Origin of the sequence: Nocardia rosealba (genome assembly GCF_020216065.1) — a bacterium.
In the GTDB taxonomy this organism is placed as follows: Bacteria; Actinomycetota; Actinomycetes; order Mycobacteriales; family Mycobacteriaceae; genus Nocardia; species Nocardia rosealba.
On the sequence record NZ_JAIWNA010000001.1, the window covers coordinates 1,107,714 to 1,124,504 of the forward strand.

The following is a 16,791-nucleotide window of genomic DNA, read 5'->3' on the forward strand; positions in this document are numbered from 1 at the left end:
TCACACCGCCGTGCTCGTCGGGTCGGCGGCGCGGCGCAGCGCCCGGCGGAAACCCGGCCGGTGCATGTCGTCGTGAAAGGTGAGGCCGAGGCGGTGTTCCTTGGCGTGGTACATGGCCGCGTCGGCTTCTCGGATCAGGTCGTAGACGGTGGTGTCGCTGGGTCGGGTGCGTACGCACGCCACCCCGATGCTGGCGGTGATGGGGATTTCCCCGCAGCTCAGCTCGAAGGGGCGCACGAACGCGCCGAGTAGATGTTCGGCGAGGACCGCGGCCTCGGCGCGGGTGCGCGGGGAGAGGACGACGAATTCGTCGCCGCCGTAGCGGGCGGTCACGTCGGTGCGCCGCGCCGTGCGACGGATGCGGGACGCGGCCCGCGCGATCAGCTCGTCGCCGATCGCGTGGCCGTAACTGTCGTTGACCATCTTGAAGCCGTCGAGGTCGATGAACAACAGGCACAACGGTTTTCCCGCCCACTGCGTGCGCAGCCGCTGCGGTGCGCGCAGCAGTGCGGCCCGGTTGAGCAGTCCGGTGAGCACGTCGTGGTCGGCCCGGTACTGGGCGCGGCGTTCGCTGAACTGGCTGCGGGCGATGGCGCGTTCGCTGCGTACGAGCACCCCGACCAGCAGCGAGGTGAGCAGCAGGCAGATCACCATCCGGTCGCCCGTGCCGAGGTCGGTGCCGACCACGCTCATCAGCGAGGCGCCGACCAGGGCCACCGCGATCACGCCCGCCCGCCTGCGGGAGCGGTGCGGATGGGCTTCGGCGCCGTCGCGGCTCACGTCCATCGTCGGGTGCAGCGCGGCCAGTCCCGCCAGCAGATAGGCCAGCTGGTGCGGCACCAGGCCGAATGCGCTCTGAGGCGCGAGAAAGCCTGCGGCCGAGAGGCTTTCGACCACACCCGAGACCAGCACCGCGAGCAGTGCCGCGTGCAACAGCCGCAAGGCGATGTCCGACCGGGCGACGGTCACGAGCGAGTGCGCCAGTGCTGTGAGCAGCAGTGCGTCGATCACCGGGTAGCTGGTGGCGATCACCGCGTCGACACCGCTGTTGTGGCGCAGAATCGGCGAGATCAGGAATGTCCACGAGGTCAGCAGTGCGCTGATCCCGATGAGGGTCGAGTCGAGCCAGGAGTCGCATGCGCCGGAGAGCCTGCGCGGCTGCAACCAGCCGACGGCGGCCAGTGCGAGGCACACGTAGGCGGCCAGGGTGCTCAGATCGTCGGCCGGATGCCAGGTGGCGTGCGTTTCCAGTTCGCGGATCGTGGTTCCTGCGGCGAAAAGGGGGATGGACGTGGCGAGCAGACACCACGGCAGCCGGTTGGCGGGCCGGAACCGGCGCAGACCGATGCCGATCATCGTCAGACTGCCCGCGGCCACGATCAGGAGCAGCAGGAACGACAGGGGTCGCCCACCGAGCAGCGGCGCGATCGCGATGACACCCACCGCGCCGAGCGAGGGCGTCCACCAGCGCGTACCACCCCGATGTGCTGTGCCGACCTTCATCAGATCCCCCTCGATCCGCCGCGACGCGCCGAGAAAACGTGGAGCCGGGGAATTCGGTTCGGGGTGTCGGCCGAGGAGCACCGAGTGTCGTTGTCCGAGTGGAATTCCCGGCCGGCGGGCGCGCCGACGCTGAAAAACCTTTACAACTGAGTCGATCATGACACGTCCCGCGCCGTCGCGATGGGGATTCGGCTGCCGCGCGGGTAGACGGTGTTTGATGGTCCGCAGGGGTGGTGAGCGGGGGCGGTGAGAAGGGAGTGTGGGTGGACAGGTGGATCGCGCCGGGCCGGGTCAACATCATCGGCGAGCACACCGACTACAACGACGGGTTCGTGCTGCCGATCGCGTTGTCGCTCGGGGTGGTGTGTGCGGCCGGGGCGCGTACGGACGGCCGGGTGCGGGTCGGGTCGGCACAGCGGCCGGGTGAGGCCGTCGAACTGGCCCTGGATGATCTTGCCGGGCAACGCGATCAGCTGCCCGGCTGGGCGCGCTACCCGCTCGGTGTGGTGTGCGAGTTCGTCGCGGGTGGACGCCCGATCCCCGGGGTCGATCTCGAAATCGACGGCGCGGTGCCGATCGGTGCGGGTCTGTCGAGTTCGGCGGCGTTGTGTTGCGCGGTGACCGTCGCCCTGCGCGACCTGTTCGCGCCCGGCCTCGACGACCGGGCGATGGTACGGATCGCGCGTGCGGCCGAGAACGGTTTCGCCGGTGTGCCGACCGGCATCCTCGACCAGTCCGCCGCCATCCTGTGCACCGAGGGCCACGCCCTGTTCCTCGATGTGCGTGCCTACCTGAACGGCGAAGCCGGTGCGGTGGAACAGATCCCGTTCGACCTGCGGGCCGCGGGGTTGGCGCTGATCGTCGCCGACACCGGTCACCCACACGATCTGGCCGACGGCGGCTACGCCGAGCGCCGAAACGAATGCGCGGCGGCCGCTGCCGTCCTCGGCGTGCACGCCCTGCGTGACGCCACCGAGCTGAACATGGCTCGCCTGCACGATCCGGTGCTGCGCCGCAGGGCGACCCACGTCGTCACCGAGAACGATCGCGTCCTCGACGTGGTCACCCGGTTGCGTTCCGGCGCCGACCCGCGCGCCATCGGTCCCTTGCTCACCGCCTCCCACCGGTCACTGCGCGACGATTTCGAAGTCTCGACACCGGCGCTCGACCTCGCCGTCGACGCGGCACTCGACGCGGGCGCCTACGGTGCGCGGATGGTCGGCGGCGGTTTCGGCGGCAGCGTGCTCGCCCTGGTCGAACGCACCGACGCCGACCGGATCGGCGCCGCGATCGGGCGGCGCTTCACGGCGGCGGACCTGGCCGCGCCCCGGGTGATCACGGCCGAACCAGGGGCGGGCGCCCGCAAACTGGATTGAACGGTTGCCCAATTGTTCACCCCGTTTCGGGTGTGACGCGGGGCACGATCACGCACAGTGGTACCAACCGAAAACAGTTCGGCGGGCGTCGCAGCCCGCGCCGTGTGAACGACGCTCTACGCCGCCCGGTTCCCAGTTCAGGAGGGATCCACTGTGCCGCTTGCTAATTCGCTTCGACTGGACGCGGCTCCGGTCGATTACGCGCTGGTCGCCCTGTATTTCGTCTTCGTCCTCGGCATCGGCCTGATCGCGCGCAGTCGGGTGTCCTCCAGCGTCGACTTCTTCCTGTCCGGCCGGTCGCTGCCCGCCTGGGTGACGGGTCTCGCCTTCATCTCCGCCAACCTGGGCGCGGTGGAGATCATGGGCATGTCGGCCAACGGCGCTCAGTACGGCTTCCCCACGTTCAACTACTTCTGGATCGGCGCCGTGCCCGCCATGCTGTTCCTGGGCGTGGTGATGATGCCGTTCTACTACGGCTCCAAGGTGCGTTCGGTGCCGGAGTTCATGCGCCGGCGCTTCGGCACCGGCGCGCATCTGGTGAACGCGCTGAGTTTCGCCGTGGCGCAGGTGCTGATCGCCGGGGTGAACCTCTACCTGCTCGGCACCATCCTGAATGTGCTGCTCGGCTGGCCGCTGTGGATCTCGGTGGCGGTCGCCGCGGCGATCGTGCTGTCGTACGTCACTCTCGGTGGGCTCTCGGCCGCGATCTACAACGAGGTACTGCAGTTCTTCGTCATCGTCGCCGCGCTGCTGCCGCTCACCCTCGTCGGGCTGCATCGGGTCGGCGGTTGGGATGGGTTGCAGGACAAGGTGAGTGCTTCACCGGGCGGCGCCGACCAGTTGGAGACCTGGCCGGGCAACGCGATGAGCGGGTTCACCGACAACTTCGCCTCGATCATGGGCATCGTGTTCGGCCTCGGCTTCGTGCTGTCGTTCGGTTACTGGACGACCAATTTCGTGGAGGTGCAGCGAGCCCTCGCCACACATTCGATCGCGGCCGCGCAGCGCACGCCGATCATCGGCGCCTACCCGAAGATGTTCATCCCGCTGATCGTGGTGATCCCCGGCATGATAAGCGCGGTCCTCGTCCCGCAGATGATCGAGTACAAGCAGCAGGTCGCCGCGAACCCGGACTTCGAGGGCGATGTCACCTACAACCAGGCGCTGCTGTTCCTGATGAAAGAGGTGCTGCCCAACGGGTTGCTCGGGGTGGGGCTGGCCGGTCTGCTCGCGGCGTTCATGGCGGGCATGGCGGCCAATATCTCCGCGTTCAACACCGTGTTCAGCTTCGACCTGTGGCAGCAGTACGTGCGCAAGGACCGGTCCGACGGCTACTACCTGCGGGTCGGCAGGCTGGCCACGGTCGGTGCGACGGTGGCGGCGATCTTCACCGCGTTCATCGCGGGCGGGTTCAGCAACATGATGGACTACCTGCAGACGCTGTTCAGCTTCTTCAACGCGCCGCTGTTCGCCACCTTCATCCTCGGCATGCTGTGGAAGCGGATGACCGCGGCCGCGGGCTGGATCGGCCTGGTCAGCGGCACGCTGGCCGCCATCGTGGTTTTCGTGCTCAACGAGACGGGGGTGACCTCGCTGTCGGGGCAGGGTGCCAGTTTCGTCGCCGCGGGTGTGGCCTTCGTCGTCGATATCGTCGTCAGCGTGGCGGTGACGATGGTGACCCGGCCGAAGCCGGCCGCCGAACTGGTCGGCCTGGTGTATTCGGAGACCCCCAAGGCGCTGCGCACCGACGCCGACGCCGACTCGCTGCCCTGGTATCAGCGGCCGGTTCTGCTCGCCGGGATCGCGCTCGTGCTGGTGGTCGCGCTCAATATCGTCATCGGATAAGGAGTCGTCGCAATGCTTTTCGATATCCGCACCATCATCGGTGCCCTGCTCGGCCTCTACGGTGTCGTGCTCGTGGTCACCTCACTGCTGCAGGACTCCGCCGCCCAGGAGGTGAAAACCGGTGGGGTCGACGTGAATCTGTGGGCCGGGCTCGGAATGGCCGGGGTGGCAGTGATATTCGTCGGCTGGGCGCTGCTGCGTCCCGTGCAGGTGCCCGAGGTGCCCGAGCAGACGCTGGAGGACTTCACCCACTAGGCCTCGATCGTGCCGGGAATGCCGTCCTGCACGACGAAACTGGCGCGGGTGCTGATGGGCGCGCCCGGCGAACGCACGTACGGCACGACCCGGAAGTCGTTGCGCCACAGCTGATGGTCCAGCTCCACCCGCACATAGCCGCGTTGCTTGTTGTAGAACCGCATGTGCGGGTTGGCGGCCAGCAGGGCACGGCCGGTGTCGGGGAAGTCCTCGCCGTCGCCGCCCGTACTGATCGAGGTGCCCGTGAATTCGGTGGCCACCACCGGTGATTCGGGATCGGTGTAGTCGCGGTGTAGGTCGGCGACGTAGTTCTCGTGCCGGTCACCGGTGATCACCACCAGGTTGGCCACGTCGTGGTCGACGGCGGCGCCGAGCACCGCATTGCGGTCGGCGATGTAGCCGTCCCAGGCGTCGGTGCCGAGCAGCAGATCCGGGCCGGGATCGTAGTCGGATTCGGCCATGGCGACCTGGTTGCCGAGGATCTGCCAGCGTGCGGTGGACGCGGCGAAACCGTCGACGAGCCAGTCACGCTGGGCCGCACCGAGAATCGAGCGCCCGGTGGAGTACCGGTCGGCGCAGTCGAGCACCGCTTTGCCGTCGCCGCAGGCTTGCTCGTCGCGGTACTGCCTGGTGTCGATCATGGTGAATTCGGCCAGGTCACCGAAGCGGTAGCGGCGATGCAGACGGATCGACGAACCCGACGGGAGCTGGGCCAGACGCATCGGCTGATGCTCGTACATCGCCTGGAACGCGGCGGCTTTGCGGCGCCGGAACAGGAACGGCAGGCGGTGCACGTCGTTGCCGAGGCCGGGATGCTCACCGGCCCAGTTGTTGTCGAGTTCGTGGTCGTCGAAGGTGACCAGCCAGGGGAACGCGGCGTGGGCGGCTTGCAGGGGCGCTTCGGCCTTGGCCTGGGCGTAGCGCAGCCGGTATCCGGCGAGGTCGACCGCTTCGCCCTCGAGCTGCGGCGGCAGCTTCACACCGCGCCGGGCGACCACCCACGAGGACTCGTAGATGTAGTCGCCCAGGTGGACGACGAGATCGAGGTCCTCGGCGGCCATGTGTTCATAGGCGGTGTAGTAACCCGAGCTCCACGACTGGCACGAGGCGAACGCGAATCGCATCCGCTGCGTCGACCGGTCCGGCGGCGGCGCGGTGCGGGTGCGTCCGACCGGTGAGATGGCCGAGCCCGCGCGGAAGCGGTAGTAGTACCAGCGATCCGGCGTCAGACCGGTCACCTCGGGATGCACGCTGTGCCCGAGCGCACGGGTGGCCACCGCCGAACCCCGGACGACGACCTTGCTGAATCGTTCGTCCTCGGCGACCTCGTAGTCGACCGTCACCGGGTCGACCGGCATGCCGCCGTACCCGTCGGGGGCCAGCGGGTCGGGGGCGAGCCGGGTCCACAGCACCACGCCGTCGGGTGTCGGTTCGCCGGATGCCACGCCGAGGGAGAACGGTTCGCCCAGGAAACGTGGCGCGGGAAACGGTGCGCTGCTCGCCGCCGACACCCCGACCGCCGCCACGATCGACCCGGCCGCGCCGTATCGGAGGAATTGCCGCCGGTCGATCGCCATGCCCCGATCCTAAGCATCCCGCGCCGGGCAGACCGTGCACGCGGGGAAAGAGCTGGTCGGCGGGCTGAAAGCGGCTGTCGGCGAGGCGGTTTCACCTCGCCGACAGCGCACTCAGCTGTTCGGGTAGGCGCGGGCGGCCAGGCCGAGCGCCACGTCGATCAGGAAGAACCCCAGCAGGCTCAACCCGAGCAGGGGCACGAACCACCCGATCACCAAGGCCGCCGCGACGAGCGGAACCGTGATCCACAGCGACGTCTTGCGCAGCACTCCGCGCCGCGGGGGCATCGGCAACGAGCCCGCGCGGGTGGGCCGCCGCTGCCACCACATCCGGTAGCCGAGGACGATCATGACCACGAGACCGAGCATGATCGCCAGCAGCAACAGCTGGTTGACCACGCCGAACAGCAGCCCCATGTGGAAGGCGATACCCCAGTTGGTGAGCTTGGCCATCAACGGCCAGTCGGCGTAGGCGAGCCGATCGGTGACCGTGCCGTCGCCGTCGACCGCGACGGAGTCGATCGTGTAGATACCCGGCCGGCGCAACTCCTTGACTCCGAAAGCGGCGTCCGATTCCGCCGGAACAGTGATCTCGGCGGCCTGGGTGATGCCGTTGGCACGCGCGGCCTCGTAAACCCGATCGAGTTGGACGATGCGGGCGCTCTGGTCGGCTGGGGTCGGTGTGGTGGTGCCGCCGCTGTGGTGGTCGCCGCCGGCGGTGGCCGGTGCCTCCGCGCCCGGGAGCGCGACGCTGACAGCCGGGGTGGTCCAGCTCATTTCCTCGCGCAGCTTCGTCACGTTCTCACCGGCATAGACCGACCAGGTCAGACCCGTTGCCGAGAGCAACAGGACCACCGGGAGCGTCCACACACCGATCGCGCCGTGCCAGTTCATCTTCCGGCGTCTCGGCTGCGAGAGATCCGGCGCCACCAGCCACCGGGCACCGTTGCGCGCGCGACGCTTGCGCACCCGGTTCACCCACAGCACCAGCCCGAACAGGGCGATCACCCACAGCCAGGAGGCCGCGAGTTCGCCGTAGAGCCGACCGGGTTCACCCAGGTGCAGGCTCCGGTGGAACTCGCTGAGCCAGGCACGCAACGGCAGCGCGCCACCACTGCCGTAGACGACGGCCTCGCCCACCGGCTGGGCGGTGTGCGGGTCGACGAACACCGAGAGACGTTCGGAATCACCCAGCGAAGGATCGTTGAACAACACCCGCGTGGTTTCACCGTCGGTCGCGGCCGGGGCGACAGCCACCAACGCCAGGTCGGGCTTGCCGGCGACCGCCGCGCCCACCTGCGCCGACAATGCCTGATCCGGCCCGGAGGTCTGCACCTGAAGCAGATCCCGCGACACGAACCCTTCGATCGTCGGCGCGATCGCATACAGCGCGCCGGTGAGCGCCGCGATCAGGATGAACGGGGCCACGAAGAACCCCGCGTAGAAATGCAGCCGTATGGCCAGGGGAGCGAGCCGCATCCCGCGCCGTGCGCGAGGTGCCCGCTCACCGTCCGCGACCGAACTCTCGGCCGGACGAATATCGGTAATACTCATCATCATTCGTTTCTGAAGTAGTGAAGCCCGGTGTTCACCATCGCGAGCAGCAGCCACCGCATGTTCGAGCGCTCTCGCCGAGGTAGGCCTCGGCAGCTCGCGCAGAATCGACATCCGCGCTGGAAGACACGAGCCACCGCGGCTTTCGCCGGCCCGGGCGCTCCGCCGACACGAAGTCGGAGTTGTCCGGCACGAGCCCACCGAACGACTTCGCGCGGCATGCCTCGGCCGCCGCTGTGCGAGCCACAGTGGCCGACGCCGTGAGGGGAGCTTCCAGCTGCCGACCACGATGAGCCGCCAGAGCGGAGCTGTGCGAGCGCACCGACCTCCGCGATCAAGATGAGCGGGCGCGCACGAAGCCAGTCGGCCGGCGAGACCCACAGCCGCCGAGCACGGGGGCATGCATTGGTGACCAGTGCACGAGAATGCGCGCACCGGGAAAGGTCAGAAGGCGAAGGCGAGAGGCGGGGCTCGGGTGCGCAGCGATCGCGCTGTGAGGACGCGCAGAATGACGCGGTCGCGGTGGGTCAGGCGCAGAGGTGCGCGACCGGGAATGCGCGGGGTGCGGTAGCGCTGGGGGAGGGCGCGGGCCAGCAGGGCGCCCACGGCGCGGTAAGCGGCTTCGGCGCCGATGACGACCACCGCGGCGAGCACCGCCGCGACAGTGTGCGCCGTGAGCATGCCGAGGCCGAGCGAATCCTCCACGTGGTGTCCGTGACCGGACCAGCTCATCGTGGTGTGACCCACGAGTTGACCGCCCAGCAGCACCACCGCGAGCCCGAGCGCACCGTGACGCACCGGCCCGGCCACCAGCGCACCGACCACGGCCGACACCGCCGCCAGCAGCACGACCGTGGTGCTGCCCGGCATGGCGCTCCCGGCGGCCAGCCCGTGGGCGGCCAGCGACAACGCACCCGACATCGAGCCCGCACAGGCACCGCGCACGCGCGCGCCGAGGGCACGCGACGGCGCGGACGCCTGCCGGAACTCGATGATCACCGGCCGATGATAAAGCACCGCCGAGACGGGTCCCGACGGTGCGACGGGATCACTGCCCGTCGATGTCCATCTCGATCAGCGGCTTACGCAGCAGCTTGCCGGTCGCGTTGCGGGGGAGTTCGTCGAGGAAGATCACTTCGCGCGGCACCTTGTAGCGGGCCAGGTTCTGGCGCACGAAGTCCTTGATCTCGTCGGCATCCCGGGCGGAGTCGGGCCCGGGCACGACGAAGGCGCGCAGACGCTTCCCGTAGTCGCGGTCGTCGACACCGACCACGGCCGCTTCGAACACGTCGTGGCGGCCCGCGATGAGGTTCTCCACCTCGAGCGGGAAGACGTTCTCACCGCCGGACACGATCATGTCGTCGTCGCGACCGTCGATGTAGAGCAGACCGTCGGCGTCGAAATGGCCGACGTCGCCGCTGGACATCATGCCGTCGACCATCTCCTTGGTCCGGCCGTCGGTGTAACCGGTGAAGGCGAAACCGTTGTCCACGAAGATCGTGCCGGTGACGTTCGGCTCGGTGATGGGCTTGCGGTTCTCGTCGAGCAGCACGATGCGGATACCGACCGGCGGCTTGCCCGCGGTGGTCGGCGACTTGCGCAGATCCTCCGGGGTCGCCACGGTCATCACCGCGCATTCGGTGGAACCGTAGAGGTTGTAGAGGCTGTCGCCGAAGTAGTCCAGGCAGCGGGTCACCACATCGGGCGCGATGGCCGAGCCCGCCGCGAAGATCACCTTGATCGTGGACGGGTCGTACTTCGCCAGGATCTTCTCGTCCAGGTCGAGGATGCGCTGCAGCATCGTCGGGACCACGACCAGCGAATCCGCCTGGTACTTCACGATATTGGCCAGGGTCTGTTCGGGGTCGAACTTGCGCTGCTGGAAGATCACCCGGTTGCCCAGCGCCAGACCGAGGGTGAACTGCGACAGACCGGTGCCGTGGAAGATCGGCGCCGCCATGATCATCGTGCCGTTGTAGGGCAGCGGCACGCGGTCGACGAACTGGGCCGACGCGAACGGGCTCACCTTGTCGCGCGGGGCACCCTTGGGGGTACCGGTGGTGCCGCTGGTCAGGATGACCATGCCGCCCGGCTTGCTCGGCGGGGTCAGCGGTTCCACCGAGCGCCCCGAGATCAGCGACTCGACCGTCGGGATCGACGGGTCGACACCGTGCGCCTCGTCGACCCAGGTCAGGATGCGCGGGATCTCGGCGGGAATGGCGCTCATGAGATCCATGAATTCGCTGTCGTGCAGCACCGCCTTGACCTTTTCGCGGGTGGCCACGTCGGCGAACTGCGGTTTGGCGAAGCCGGTGTTCATCAGGACCGCGCGCACGCCGAGCTTGCCCGCCGCGAGCAGGCTCAGCACCATGCCACGGTGGTCACGCGCCAGCACGGCGATCACATCGCCCTCGCTGATGCCACTGGCGCGCAGCCCACGAGCCAGGGCGCTCGACTGCTCGTCGAGCAGCCCGAAGGTGAGCTCACCGCGTTCGTCGACGATCGCGCCCGCACCGGGTCGCGTCTGGGCGGCGTGCATGACCACACCGGCGAACGGGCCGAATTTCGACACATTGCGGAACGAGCGCGCGGCATGGTCGAGACGCAGCGGGTTGAACAGCTTGCGGTCGACCATGACCTTGACACCGAGGGCGAAATCGCCCGCGCGTCGAGCCGTGCCGCCTAGCGCGGGCAGAGACAGAGACATCGAACAGCCTTTCGGCAGACCGAGCCCGCGTCACCGCGGGGCCGGACCGCGTCTTCGAGATCCAGTGCTGGTGCTAACAATAGCAAGCACGACGCTCTTACTGTGTCGCCCGTCTCAGCGCTGAGCCATCACTGTGACACGTCATAGTCGATGAGCACCCGGCGCAGGATCTTGCCGGTGGCATTACGGGGCAGTTCCTCGACGAACACCACCTCGCGCGGCACCTTGAAGCGGGCCAGGTTCTCCTTCACGTGGGCCTGCAGCGCGGCGGCGTCGGGCGTGTGGCCGGACTCGGGAACGACGAAGGCGCGCAGTCGTTTTCCGAACTCGGGGTCGTCGACGCCGACCACCGCCACATCGAACACCTGCGGGTGCTCGATCAGCAGGTTCTCCACCTCCTGCGGGTAGACGTTCTCGCCGCCGGAGACGATCATGTCGTCGTCGCGGCCGTCGACCATGAGCAGGCCGGACTCGGTGAAATGGCCCATGTCGCCGCTGGACATGAAACCGTCGATGATCTGCTTGTGCCTGCCGTCGGTGTAGCCCTCGAACGGGGCACCACTGCGCACGAAGATCCGGCCCTTGGCGCCGGGTTCGCGGACCGGCTGGTCGTGCTCGTCGTAGAGGCGGACCTCGCAGGTGATGGGGGAGCGGCCGACCGTGCCCGGCGCCTCCGCCAGTTCGGCGGGGTTGGCGATGGACGCGATGGCCACCTCGGTGGAGCCGTAGAGGTTGTAGAGCACCGGCCCGAACACCTCGGTGGCCCGGATGCACAGCTCCGGGGTGAGCGCCGACCCGGCGAACAGGATGACCTTCAGCGACGACAGGTCGTATTTCGCGCGGACCTCGGCGGGCAGCTCGGTCATCCGGTGCAGCATCGTCGGCACGCAGACCAGCATCTCCACCTTGTGCTCGGCGATCGAGGCCAGCGTGGCCTCGGCGTCGAAGCGGCGCCGCATCACGATCTTGTTCGACAGGATGGTGCCGACCAGCCAGGTACCCAGACCCGTGCTGTGGAAGATCGGCGAGACGATCATCATCACGCCGCGCTTGGGGAAGGGCACCCGGTCGACGAACTGCGCGGTGGCCATCGGCGTCACCTTGGTGCGCGGCGCGCCCTTGGGCAGGCCGGTGGTGCCGCTGGTGAGGATGATGAAACCGCCCGGCTTGCTCGGCGCGGGCAGCGGCTCGGCGGAGTTGGCGGCGATCAGGTCGTCGAAAGTGGTTGCGCCCGCCGGGATCTCGGCGCCCTCGTCGACCCAGGTGAGGTAGCGCGGCAGGTCCGCGGGTAGTGCGTCGAGCAGGCCGAGGAACTCGCTGTCGTGCAGGACCGCGCGCACCTTCTCGCGCTCGCACACCTCGGCGAACTGCGGTTTGGCGAACCCGGTGTTCATCAGCGCGATGCGCGCCCCGAGCTTGCCCGCGGCGATCATCGACATGATCAGACCGCGATGGTCGCGCGCCAGGACCGCGATCACCATGCCCTCGCTGATCCCGGCCGCCTGTAGACCACGGGCCACCGCCGTGGACTGGTCGTCGAGTTCGCGGTAGGTGAGTTCGCCGCGTTCGTCGGCCAGGGCGACCTGCTCGGGTGCGACGCGGGCGGAGTGCCGGACCAGGGTGGCCTGCGGGCCGTAGATCTTGGACTCTTTCATCGTCCGCAGGGTCTCGAGCGGCTTGGTGGGATCGGAGACGCCACGCGAACGCAGAACACCGAGGGCTTTCACCGTTTCGAGAAGATGGGCCACGTTCACTCGACTACCTCCACACATCGTTTGTCTCGATGCTCACGGTAGCAGTGTGGTGGCCTGCGTCACAGTGGCAAATCAGGGCAATTGGGACAATTCCCAATCATCGCTGCGCGCTGGCCAGCGCGGCGAGCAGCGGAACCAGCCTGCCCTCGGGCACCTCGAAGCGGCCGAGACCCGCGGTCTGCAACCAGCCGACCGCCGCCAGCTGACGCAGATGCTGATAGATCTCGGCCGAGGTGCCCAGTTCGGCGATGGCCGCCAGGTCCGCGGCGGTGCGGCGACCGTACACGATCTCGCGGAGCAGTCGCAGGCGTACGGGATCGGCAAGGGCGGCAAGGCAATTGGCCGCTTCGATGGTCCAGATGTCGCCGACGATGGCGTCGGTGGCGTACTGCGCCTGCCAGTCCACCCGCTCACCCGTCGGCAGCTTCAGCGCGCCTGCAAGCAGGACGCCGCCGTTGCGGTCGCCCGCATCGTCGAATTCCGCGCGCAATCGCGCCACCGCCCAGGGCAGCCGCTCGTCGGTGTGCGCGGTGCCTTCGAGGGCGGCGACCCGCCGCTCCAATGCCTCGAGTCGCTCGTCCAGATCCACGCGGTCAACCTACGCCACCGCCGGGCCCGCCGTTGCCCCGACGCGAACACCCCGGGACCATGTGGGCCCGGGGTGTCGTGGTCGGTGCGAATCAGCGCGTGACGGCGCCGAACGACGGCTGCTGGATGTGGCCCAGCCGGTAGGCGTAACCGTCCGGCTGGCCGGCGTCGGGCCAGCGGTGCCACAGGCTGCCGTACACCGCCGCGACGATCAGGCCGCCGCCGGTGTTCAGCGGTGCGGTGCGGATGGTGGTGTCGACGGGGACGTCCATGTGCTCGGTGAGCACAGCGGTACCGCTCTGCCCGTTCGACAGGTTCAGCCACATCACCTCGAGCTTGGCGCCGTTCTGATTCGGCGAGATGGTGCCCGGCCCGCCGAAGAAGCCGAAGCGGAAACCGTCGACATCGAGCGCGATACCCGAGCCGTACACGCCGGGTCCGCCACCGTTCTGGCCGATATCGGAGGTGGCGGGGATCTGGAACGGCTGCGCGGGCAGGGCGACATCGACCGTGCCGTCGGCGACGAGCTGGTCGAGGGCGGCGAGCGCGCCGGGGTTGTCCGCGACGGAGGTGCGCAGCTGGGACACGGCGGCAGCCACGTCGACGGTCTGGGTCTCGGTGGGTTCGGCGACGGCGGGGCCGGCGAAAACAATGGCGGCGGCGACCGAGGTCGCGGCTACCGCGGTGGTGAAACGACGCATGAAACTCTGCATAACCAGCTCTCCTAGAGTGTTCCTGGTACAGCTTTTCCTGTCGCTGGCACCGTAACGGAGACCTGGATCACGTTTATCGCCCGCCCCCGCGAAAATACAGTTCAGGGCATGGGGGCTACGTGCACCTTGTATCCGCGATACAACTCGGGTTTCGCGGTGAGCACCGGCATGTCGAGATTCTGCGCGGTGAAGACAACCGGTGCGATGAGCGGCCAATCGGTGTGATTGTCGGCGATGGGAACGGTGGTTCCCGTGCGAATGGCGCCCGCCGCGTCGAGATCGGCCCAGCGCACCGCGACCCGGTTGTCGAGCAGGCGGCCGAGTTCGTCGACATTGTCGACCGCGCGCATGGCGGCCATCAGGCTCACCGTCGGCACCACCATGATGCGGCGCTGCTGGGTGAACTGGCGCATGATGACCTGCCCGAACAGCGGGGACAGGGCGAGCGAGGTGAGGGCGGTGTGGTCGGCGACGCTCACCGGCGGCTCGCGCTCGTGCCGTCGAGCGCGCCCATCACCTTGCTCAGTTTCGCCTCCGCCTCGGCGATGTCCTCGGCGGAATGCTGTTTGATCCGGTCGTCGAGTCTGCCGAGGATCTGTTCGCGCAGGTCGTCGTTGAAATAGGCGGGCGGCAATGCCGCGTGCCGCAAGATTTCCGCCGGTACCACTGCGACCAATTCTTTCCCCTCCCTGGTGACGATCACCGGTCGTCCGCTCGCGGACACCCCGTCGAAAACACTACCGAGCTGACCCCGCAATTCGGTCAGCGGAACACTGTCGTAATCGGCCATATCCCACTGTACATCGCTGTGTACAGTGGGGTACGGCGAATTTCGGCTCAGGCGGCCTTGCGGGCCGGTTCGCTGCGGTACCGGGTGACGGGTCCGTCGATGCCGAGCAGCCGCCACGCCAGGCGCGAAACCGGGTTCATCAGGCCGCTGTTGGTGGCCAGCGCGCGCACATCGCCGAAGATGTTGCGCATCATGGTCTGCGATTCCGGGTTCGACCAGTAGGCCTCGCGCATCACCTCGGCGGGGATGTCGAACTTCTCGACGAACTCCTTGGGCGGGGTCATGATCATGTCGAGCATGATCCGCATCGCGACCGGGAACAGCACCGACAGCAGGGATTTGGTGACCACGTTCATGCCCGGCACATTGCGGCGCAGGTACTCGTGGGCGAAGGAGATGTGGCGGGCCTCCTCGGCCACGTGGATCTGCATCACCCGGTGCACCATCGGATGCAGGTCCACACCGCCGCGCAGCAGCGACTTCTGCAGGTGATCGATCGGTTCCTCGCCGCCGAGGATCATCGTGAAGAACAGCTCGGGGAAGTACTTGACCGCGGGCCAGATGATCATCGTGAGCTTGCGGTCGATCGTGCCCATGCCGATCACATCGCGGTAGCCGATGCGGTTGATCATCTCCTGGAACATCATCGTGTGGTTGCACTCTTCGGCAGCCTCGTGCGTGACGTACCGGAATTCCGGATCACCGTTGGGTACCGAGATCAGGTACTGCATCAGCCCGCGGATGAGCAGCTGCTCGAAATCCAGGCCGACCTTGGCGATACCGGCCTGGCGCCACATCCCGATGGCGATCTGCTTCTCGATCGGTTGCGCCTTGTACCAGGGGTGACGGCCGAGCGGGTCCTCGTCGGGCATGATCCAGCGCGGGTCGTCGCTGTGCACGGCGAACTCGGGCGAATCCCAATCGATGTCGACATAGGGATCGAAGTGCCGGTTCACCGAGCCTTCGGACAGGTTGCGCAGGATCTCGTGGTACTCGGGATCGGTCGCGGTGTTCTTGGCTGTCGACAGCATCAGCGGTGTCTCCTTTGTGTGGCGCAGCTCGCACGTTATATGAGACCCGGGGTCTCAGACAAGTGTCGACTCGCCGTAGGATGAGGCTGCTCCAGGAATCCGATCGCCCCGCCGCGCACCGAAGGAGTGAGAACCCTATGCCTCGACTGACACCGGAGAAGGCCCGTTGGCCTGCCCTGAAGGTCGACACCTGGGCCGATACCCGCGACACCCTGCACATGTGGTCGCAGATCGTTGGCAAGCTGAAGATGGCTGGCACGCCGCTGATCAACCACTGGTGGAACGTCACGTTCACGGTGAGCGCGCGGGGGCTGGCCACCGGCGCCATCCCGGTCGACGGCCGCATTCTCGACATCGAATTCGATTTCGCCGCACACGAACTCGTGCTGCGCACCAGCGACGGACGCCGGGCCACGCTCGCGCTGCGACCACGCACCGTCGCCGATTTCTACGCCGAGCTCGTCGCGGTGCTCGGACGCTTGGACATCACGGTCGATATCGAGGCCTCACCGAACGAGGTCGACCCCGCGATCCCGTTCGCCGAGGACACCGTTCATCAGTCCTACGACGCCGATGCGGTCGGCATCTACTGGCAACAACTCGTGCAGGCGAACCGGGTGTTCCAGCTGTGGCGAGCCGGCTTCGCCGGAAAGTCCAGCCCGGTGCATCTGTTCTGGGGTTCGCTCGACCTGGCCTGCACCCGCTTCTCCGGGCGTAGCGCGCCCACGCATCCCGGCGGGGCACCCAACTGCGCGAACTGGGTGATGGAGGAGGCGTATTCGCGTGAATGCGCCAGCGCGGGTTTCTGGCCCGGCGGAACCGAAGGCATGTTCTACGCCTACAGCTATCCGGCCCCCGACGGGTACTCGTCGCGGCCCGTGGGACCCGACGGCGCGCACTGGGACGCGGCACTCGGCGAGTTCGTCCTGCCGTACGAGGTGGTTCGTGAGTCGGACGACCCCGACGCCACCCTCCTGCACTTCCTCGATACGACCTACGCCGCCGCTGCCGACCTTGCCGACTGGGATCGGGCGCTGCTCGACGTGAACCCGCACCGCCTGGACCGCCGCCTCCACGCCGACGACACGACAACCATCTGAG

15 protein-coding genes are annotated in these 16,791 nt (G+C 67.9%); 4 read left to right on the top strand and 11 right to left on the bottom strand.

Going from position 1 to position 16,791, the window contains the following annotated elements:
- Positions 1-1,503, bottom strand: a complete 1,503-nt coding sequence (locus tag LDL21_RS05005) for a GGDEF domain-containing protein (RefSeq protein WP_225278960.1) — start codon at positions 1,501-1,503, stop codon at positions 1-3.
- Between the two features lie 263 nt (positions 1,504-1,766).
- Here LDL21_RS05005 and galK point away from each other — a divergent pair, with 263 nt between their 5' ends.
- The 3 genes from galK to LDL21_RS05020 all read left to right on the top strand — a co-directional run bounded on the left by galK (position 1,767) and on the right by LDL21_RS05020 (position 4,979).
- Entirely contained in the window at positions 1,767-2,879 is a 1,113-nt protein-coding gene (gene galK, locus LDL21_RS05010) for a galactokinase (RefSeq protein ID WP_225278961.1), read from the top strand.
- A 153-nt stretch (positions 2,880-3,032) separates the two neighbouring features.
- Entirely contained in the window at positions 3,033-4,724 is a 1,692-nt protein-coding gene (locus LDL21_RS05015) for a sodium:solute symporter family protein (RefSeq protein WP_225278962.1), read from the top strand.
- Between the two features lie 12 nt (positions 4,725-4,736).
- Positions 4,737-4,979, top strand: coding sequence for a hypothetical protein (locus LDL21_RS05020; protein ID WP_181700366.1), 243 nt, complete (start codon positions 4,737-4,739; stop codon positions 4,977-4,979).
- On the opposite strand, the gene LDL21_RS05025 is transcribed toward LDL21_RS05020, so the two are convergent.
- The 10 genes from LDL21_RS05025 to LDL21_RS05070 all read right to left on the bottom strand — a co-directional run bounded on the left by LDL21_RS05025 (position 4,976) and on the right by LDL21_RS05070 (position 15,690).
- The gene (locus tag LDL21_RS05025; protein ID WP_225278963.1) at positions 4,976-6,556 is read right to left on the bottom strand and encodes an alkaline phosphatase D family protein; all 1,581 of its coding nucleotides are present in this window, start codon (positions 6,554-6,556) and stop codon (positions 4,976-4,978) included. The genes LDL21_RS05020 and LDL21_RS05025 overlap by 4 nt on opposite strands.
- A gap of 111 nt (positions 6,557-6,667) precedes the next feature.
- Positions 6,668-8,107: a PepSY-associated TM helix domain-containing protein gene (locus tag LDL21_RS05030; RefSeq protein ID WP_225278964.1), complete on the bottom strand. Its 1,440-nt coding sequence runs from the start codon at positions 8,105-8,107 to the stop codon at positions 6,668-6,670.
- 444 nt (positions 8,108-8,551) lie between these two features.
- Positions 8,552-9,106, bottom strand: a complete 555-nt coding sequence (locus tag LDL21_RS05035; RefSeq protein ID WP_225278965.1) for a hypothetical protein — start codon at positions 9,104-9,106, stop codon at positions 8,552-8,554.
- 49 nt (positions 9,107-9,155) lie between these two features.
- Positions 9,156-10,814 carry an acyl-CoA synthetase gene (locus LDL21_RS05040; protein WP_181700357.1) on the bottom strand — a complete coding sequence of 553 codons (1,659 nt, stop codon included), beginning with the start codon at positions 10,812-10,814 and terminating at the stop codon, positions 9,156-9,158.
- Positions 10,815-10,942: 128 nt separating this feature from the next.
- Positions 10,943-12,586, bottom strand: a complete 1,644-nt coding sequence (locus LDL21_RS05045) for an acyl-CoA synthetase (protein ID WP_372462136.1) — start codon at positions 12,584-12,586, stop codon at positions 10,943-10,945.
- Between the two features lie 79 nt (positions 12,587-12,665).
- Positions 12,666-13,157: an ArsR/SmtB family transcription factor gene (locus LDL21_RS05050; protein ID WP_181700353.1), complete on the bottom strand. Its 492-nt coding sequence runs from the start codon at positions 13,155-13,157 to the stop codon at positions 12,666-12,668.
- A 91-nt stretch (positions 13,158-13,248) separates the two neighbouring features.
- Positions 13,249-13,869, bottom strand: a complete 621-nt coding sequence (locus LDL21_RS05055; protein WP_067491624.1) for a hypothetical protein — start codon at positions 13,867-13,869, stop codon at positions 13,249-13,251.
- A 101-nt stretch (positions 13,870-13,970) separates the two neighbouring features.
- Entirely contained in the window at positions 13,971-14,348 is a 378-nt protein-coding gene (locus LDL21_RS05060; RefSeq protein WP_067491626.1) for a PIN domain-containing protein, read from the bottom strand.
- The gene (locus tag LDL21_RS05065) at positions 14,345-14,659 is read right to left on the bottom strand and encodes a type II toxin-antitoxin system Phd/YefM family antitoxin (protein WP_225278967.1); all 315 of its coding nucleotides are present in this window, start codon (positions 14,657-14,659) and stop codon (positions 14,345-14,347) included. Before LDL21_RS05065 ends, LDL21_RS05060 begins: the two co-directional genes overlap by 4 nt.
- Before the next feature lie 47 nt (positions 14,660-14,706).
- Complete coding sequence (locus LDL21_RS05070; RefSeq protein ID WP_181700348.1) at positions 14,707-15,690, bottom strand: AurF N-oxygenase family protein; 984 nt, start codon at positions 15,688-15,690, stop codon at positions 14,707-14,709.
- Between the two features lie 137 nt (positions 15,691-15,827).
- Between LDL21_RS05070 and LDL21_RS05075 the strand changes: the two genes are divergently transcribed.
- Positions 15,828-16,790: a DUF5996 family protein gene (locus LDL21_RS05075; RefSeq protein WP_181700346.1), complete on the top strand. Its 963-nt coding sequence runs from the start codon at positions 15,828-15,830 to the stop codon at positions 16,788-16,790.
- The last annotated feature ends 1 nt before the right edge of the window (position 16,791 follow it).

What these genes read in the sequence shown, in the direction of transcription:
- LDL21_RS05005 (WP_225278960.1), bottom strand. Translation starts at nt 1,503, where the DNA reads ATGAAGGTCGGCACAGCACATCGGGGTGGTACGCGCTGGTGGACGCCC.
- LDL21_RS05020 (WP_181700366.1), top strand. Translation starts at nt 4,737, where the DNA reads ATGCTTTTCGATATCCGCACCATCATCGGTGCCCTGCTCGGCCTCTAC.
- LDL21_RS05025 (WP_225278963.1), bottom strand. Translation starts at nt 6,556, where the DNA reads ATGGCGATCGACCGGCGGCAATTCCTCCGATACGGCGCGGCCGGGTCG.
- LDL21_RS05030 (WP_225278964.1), bottom strand. Translation starts at nt 8,107, where the DNA reads ATGAGTATTACCGATATTCGTCCGGCCGAGAGTTCGGTCGCGGACGGT.
- LDL21_RS05040 (WP_181700357.1), bottom strand. Translation starts at nt 10,814, where the DNA reads ATGTCTCTGTCTCTGCCCGCGCTAGGCGGCACGGCTCGACGCGCGGGC.
- LDL21_RS05045 (WP_372462136.1), bottom strand. Translation starts at nt 12,586, where the DNA reads ATGTGTGGAGGTAGTCGAGTGAACGTGGCCCATCTTCTCGAAACGGTG.
- LDL21_RS05055 (WP_067491624.1), bottom strand. Translation starts at nt 13,869, where the DNA reads ATGCAGAGTTTCATGCGTCGTTTCACCACCGCGGTAGCCGCGACCTCG.
- LDL21_RS05065 (WP_225278967.1), bottom strand. Translation starts at nt 14,659, where the DNA reads ATGGCCGATTACGACAGTGTTCCGCTGACCGAATTGCGGGGTCAGCTC.
- LDL21_RS05070 (WP_181700348.1), bottom strand. Translation starts at nt 15,690, where the DNA reads ATGCTGTCGACAGCCAAGAACACCGCGACCGATCCCGAGTACCACGAG.
- LDL21_RS05075 (WP_181700346.1), top strand. Translation starts at nt 15,828, where the DNA reads ATGCCTCGACTGACACCGGAGAAGGCCCGTTGGCCTGCCCTGAAGGTC.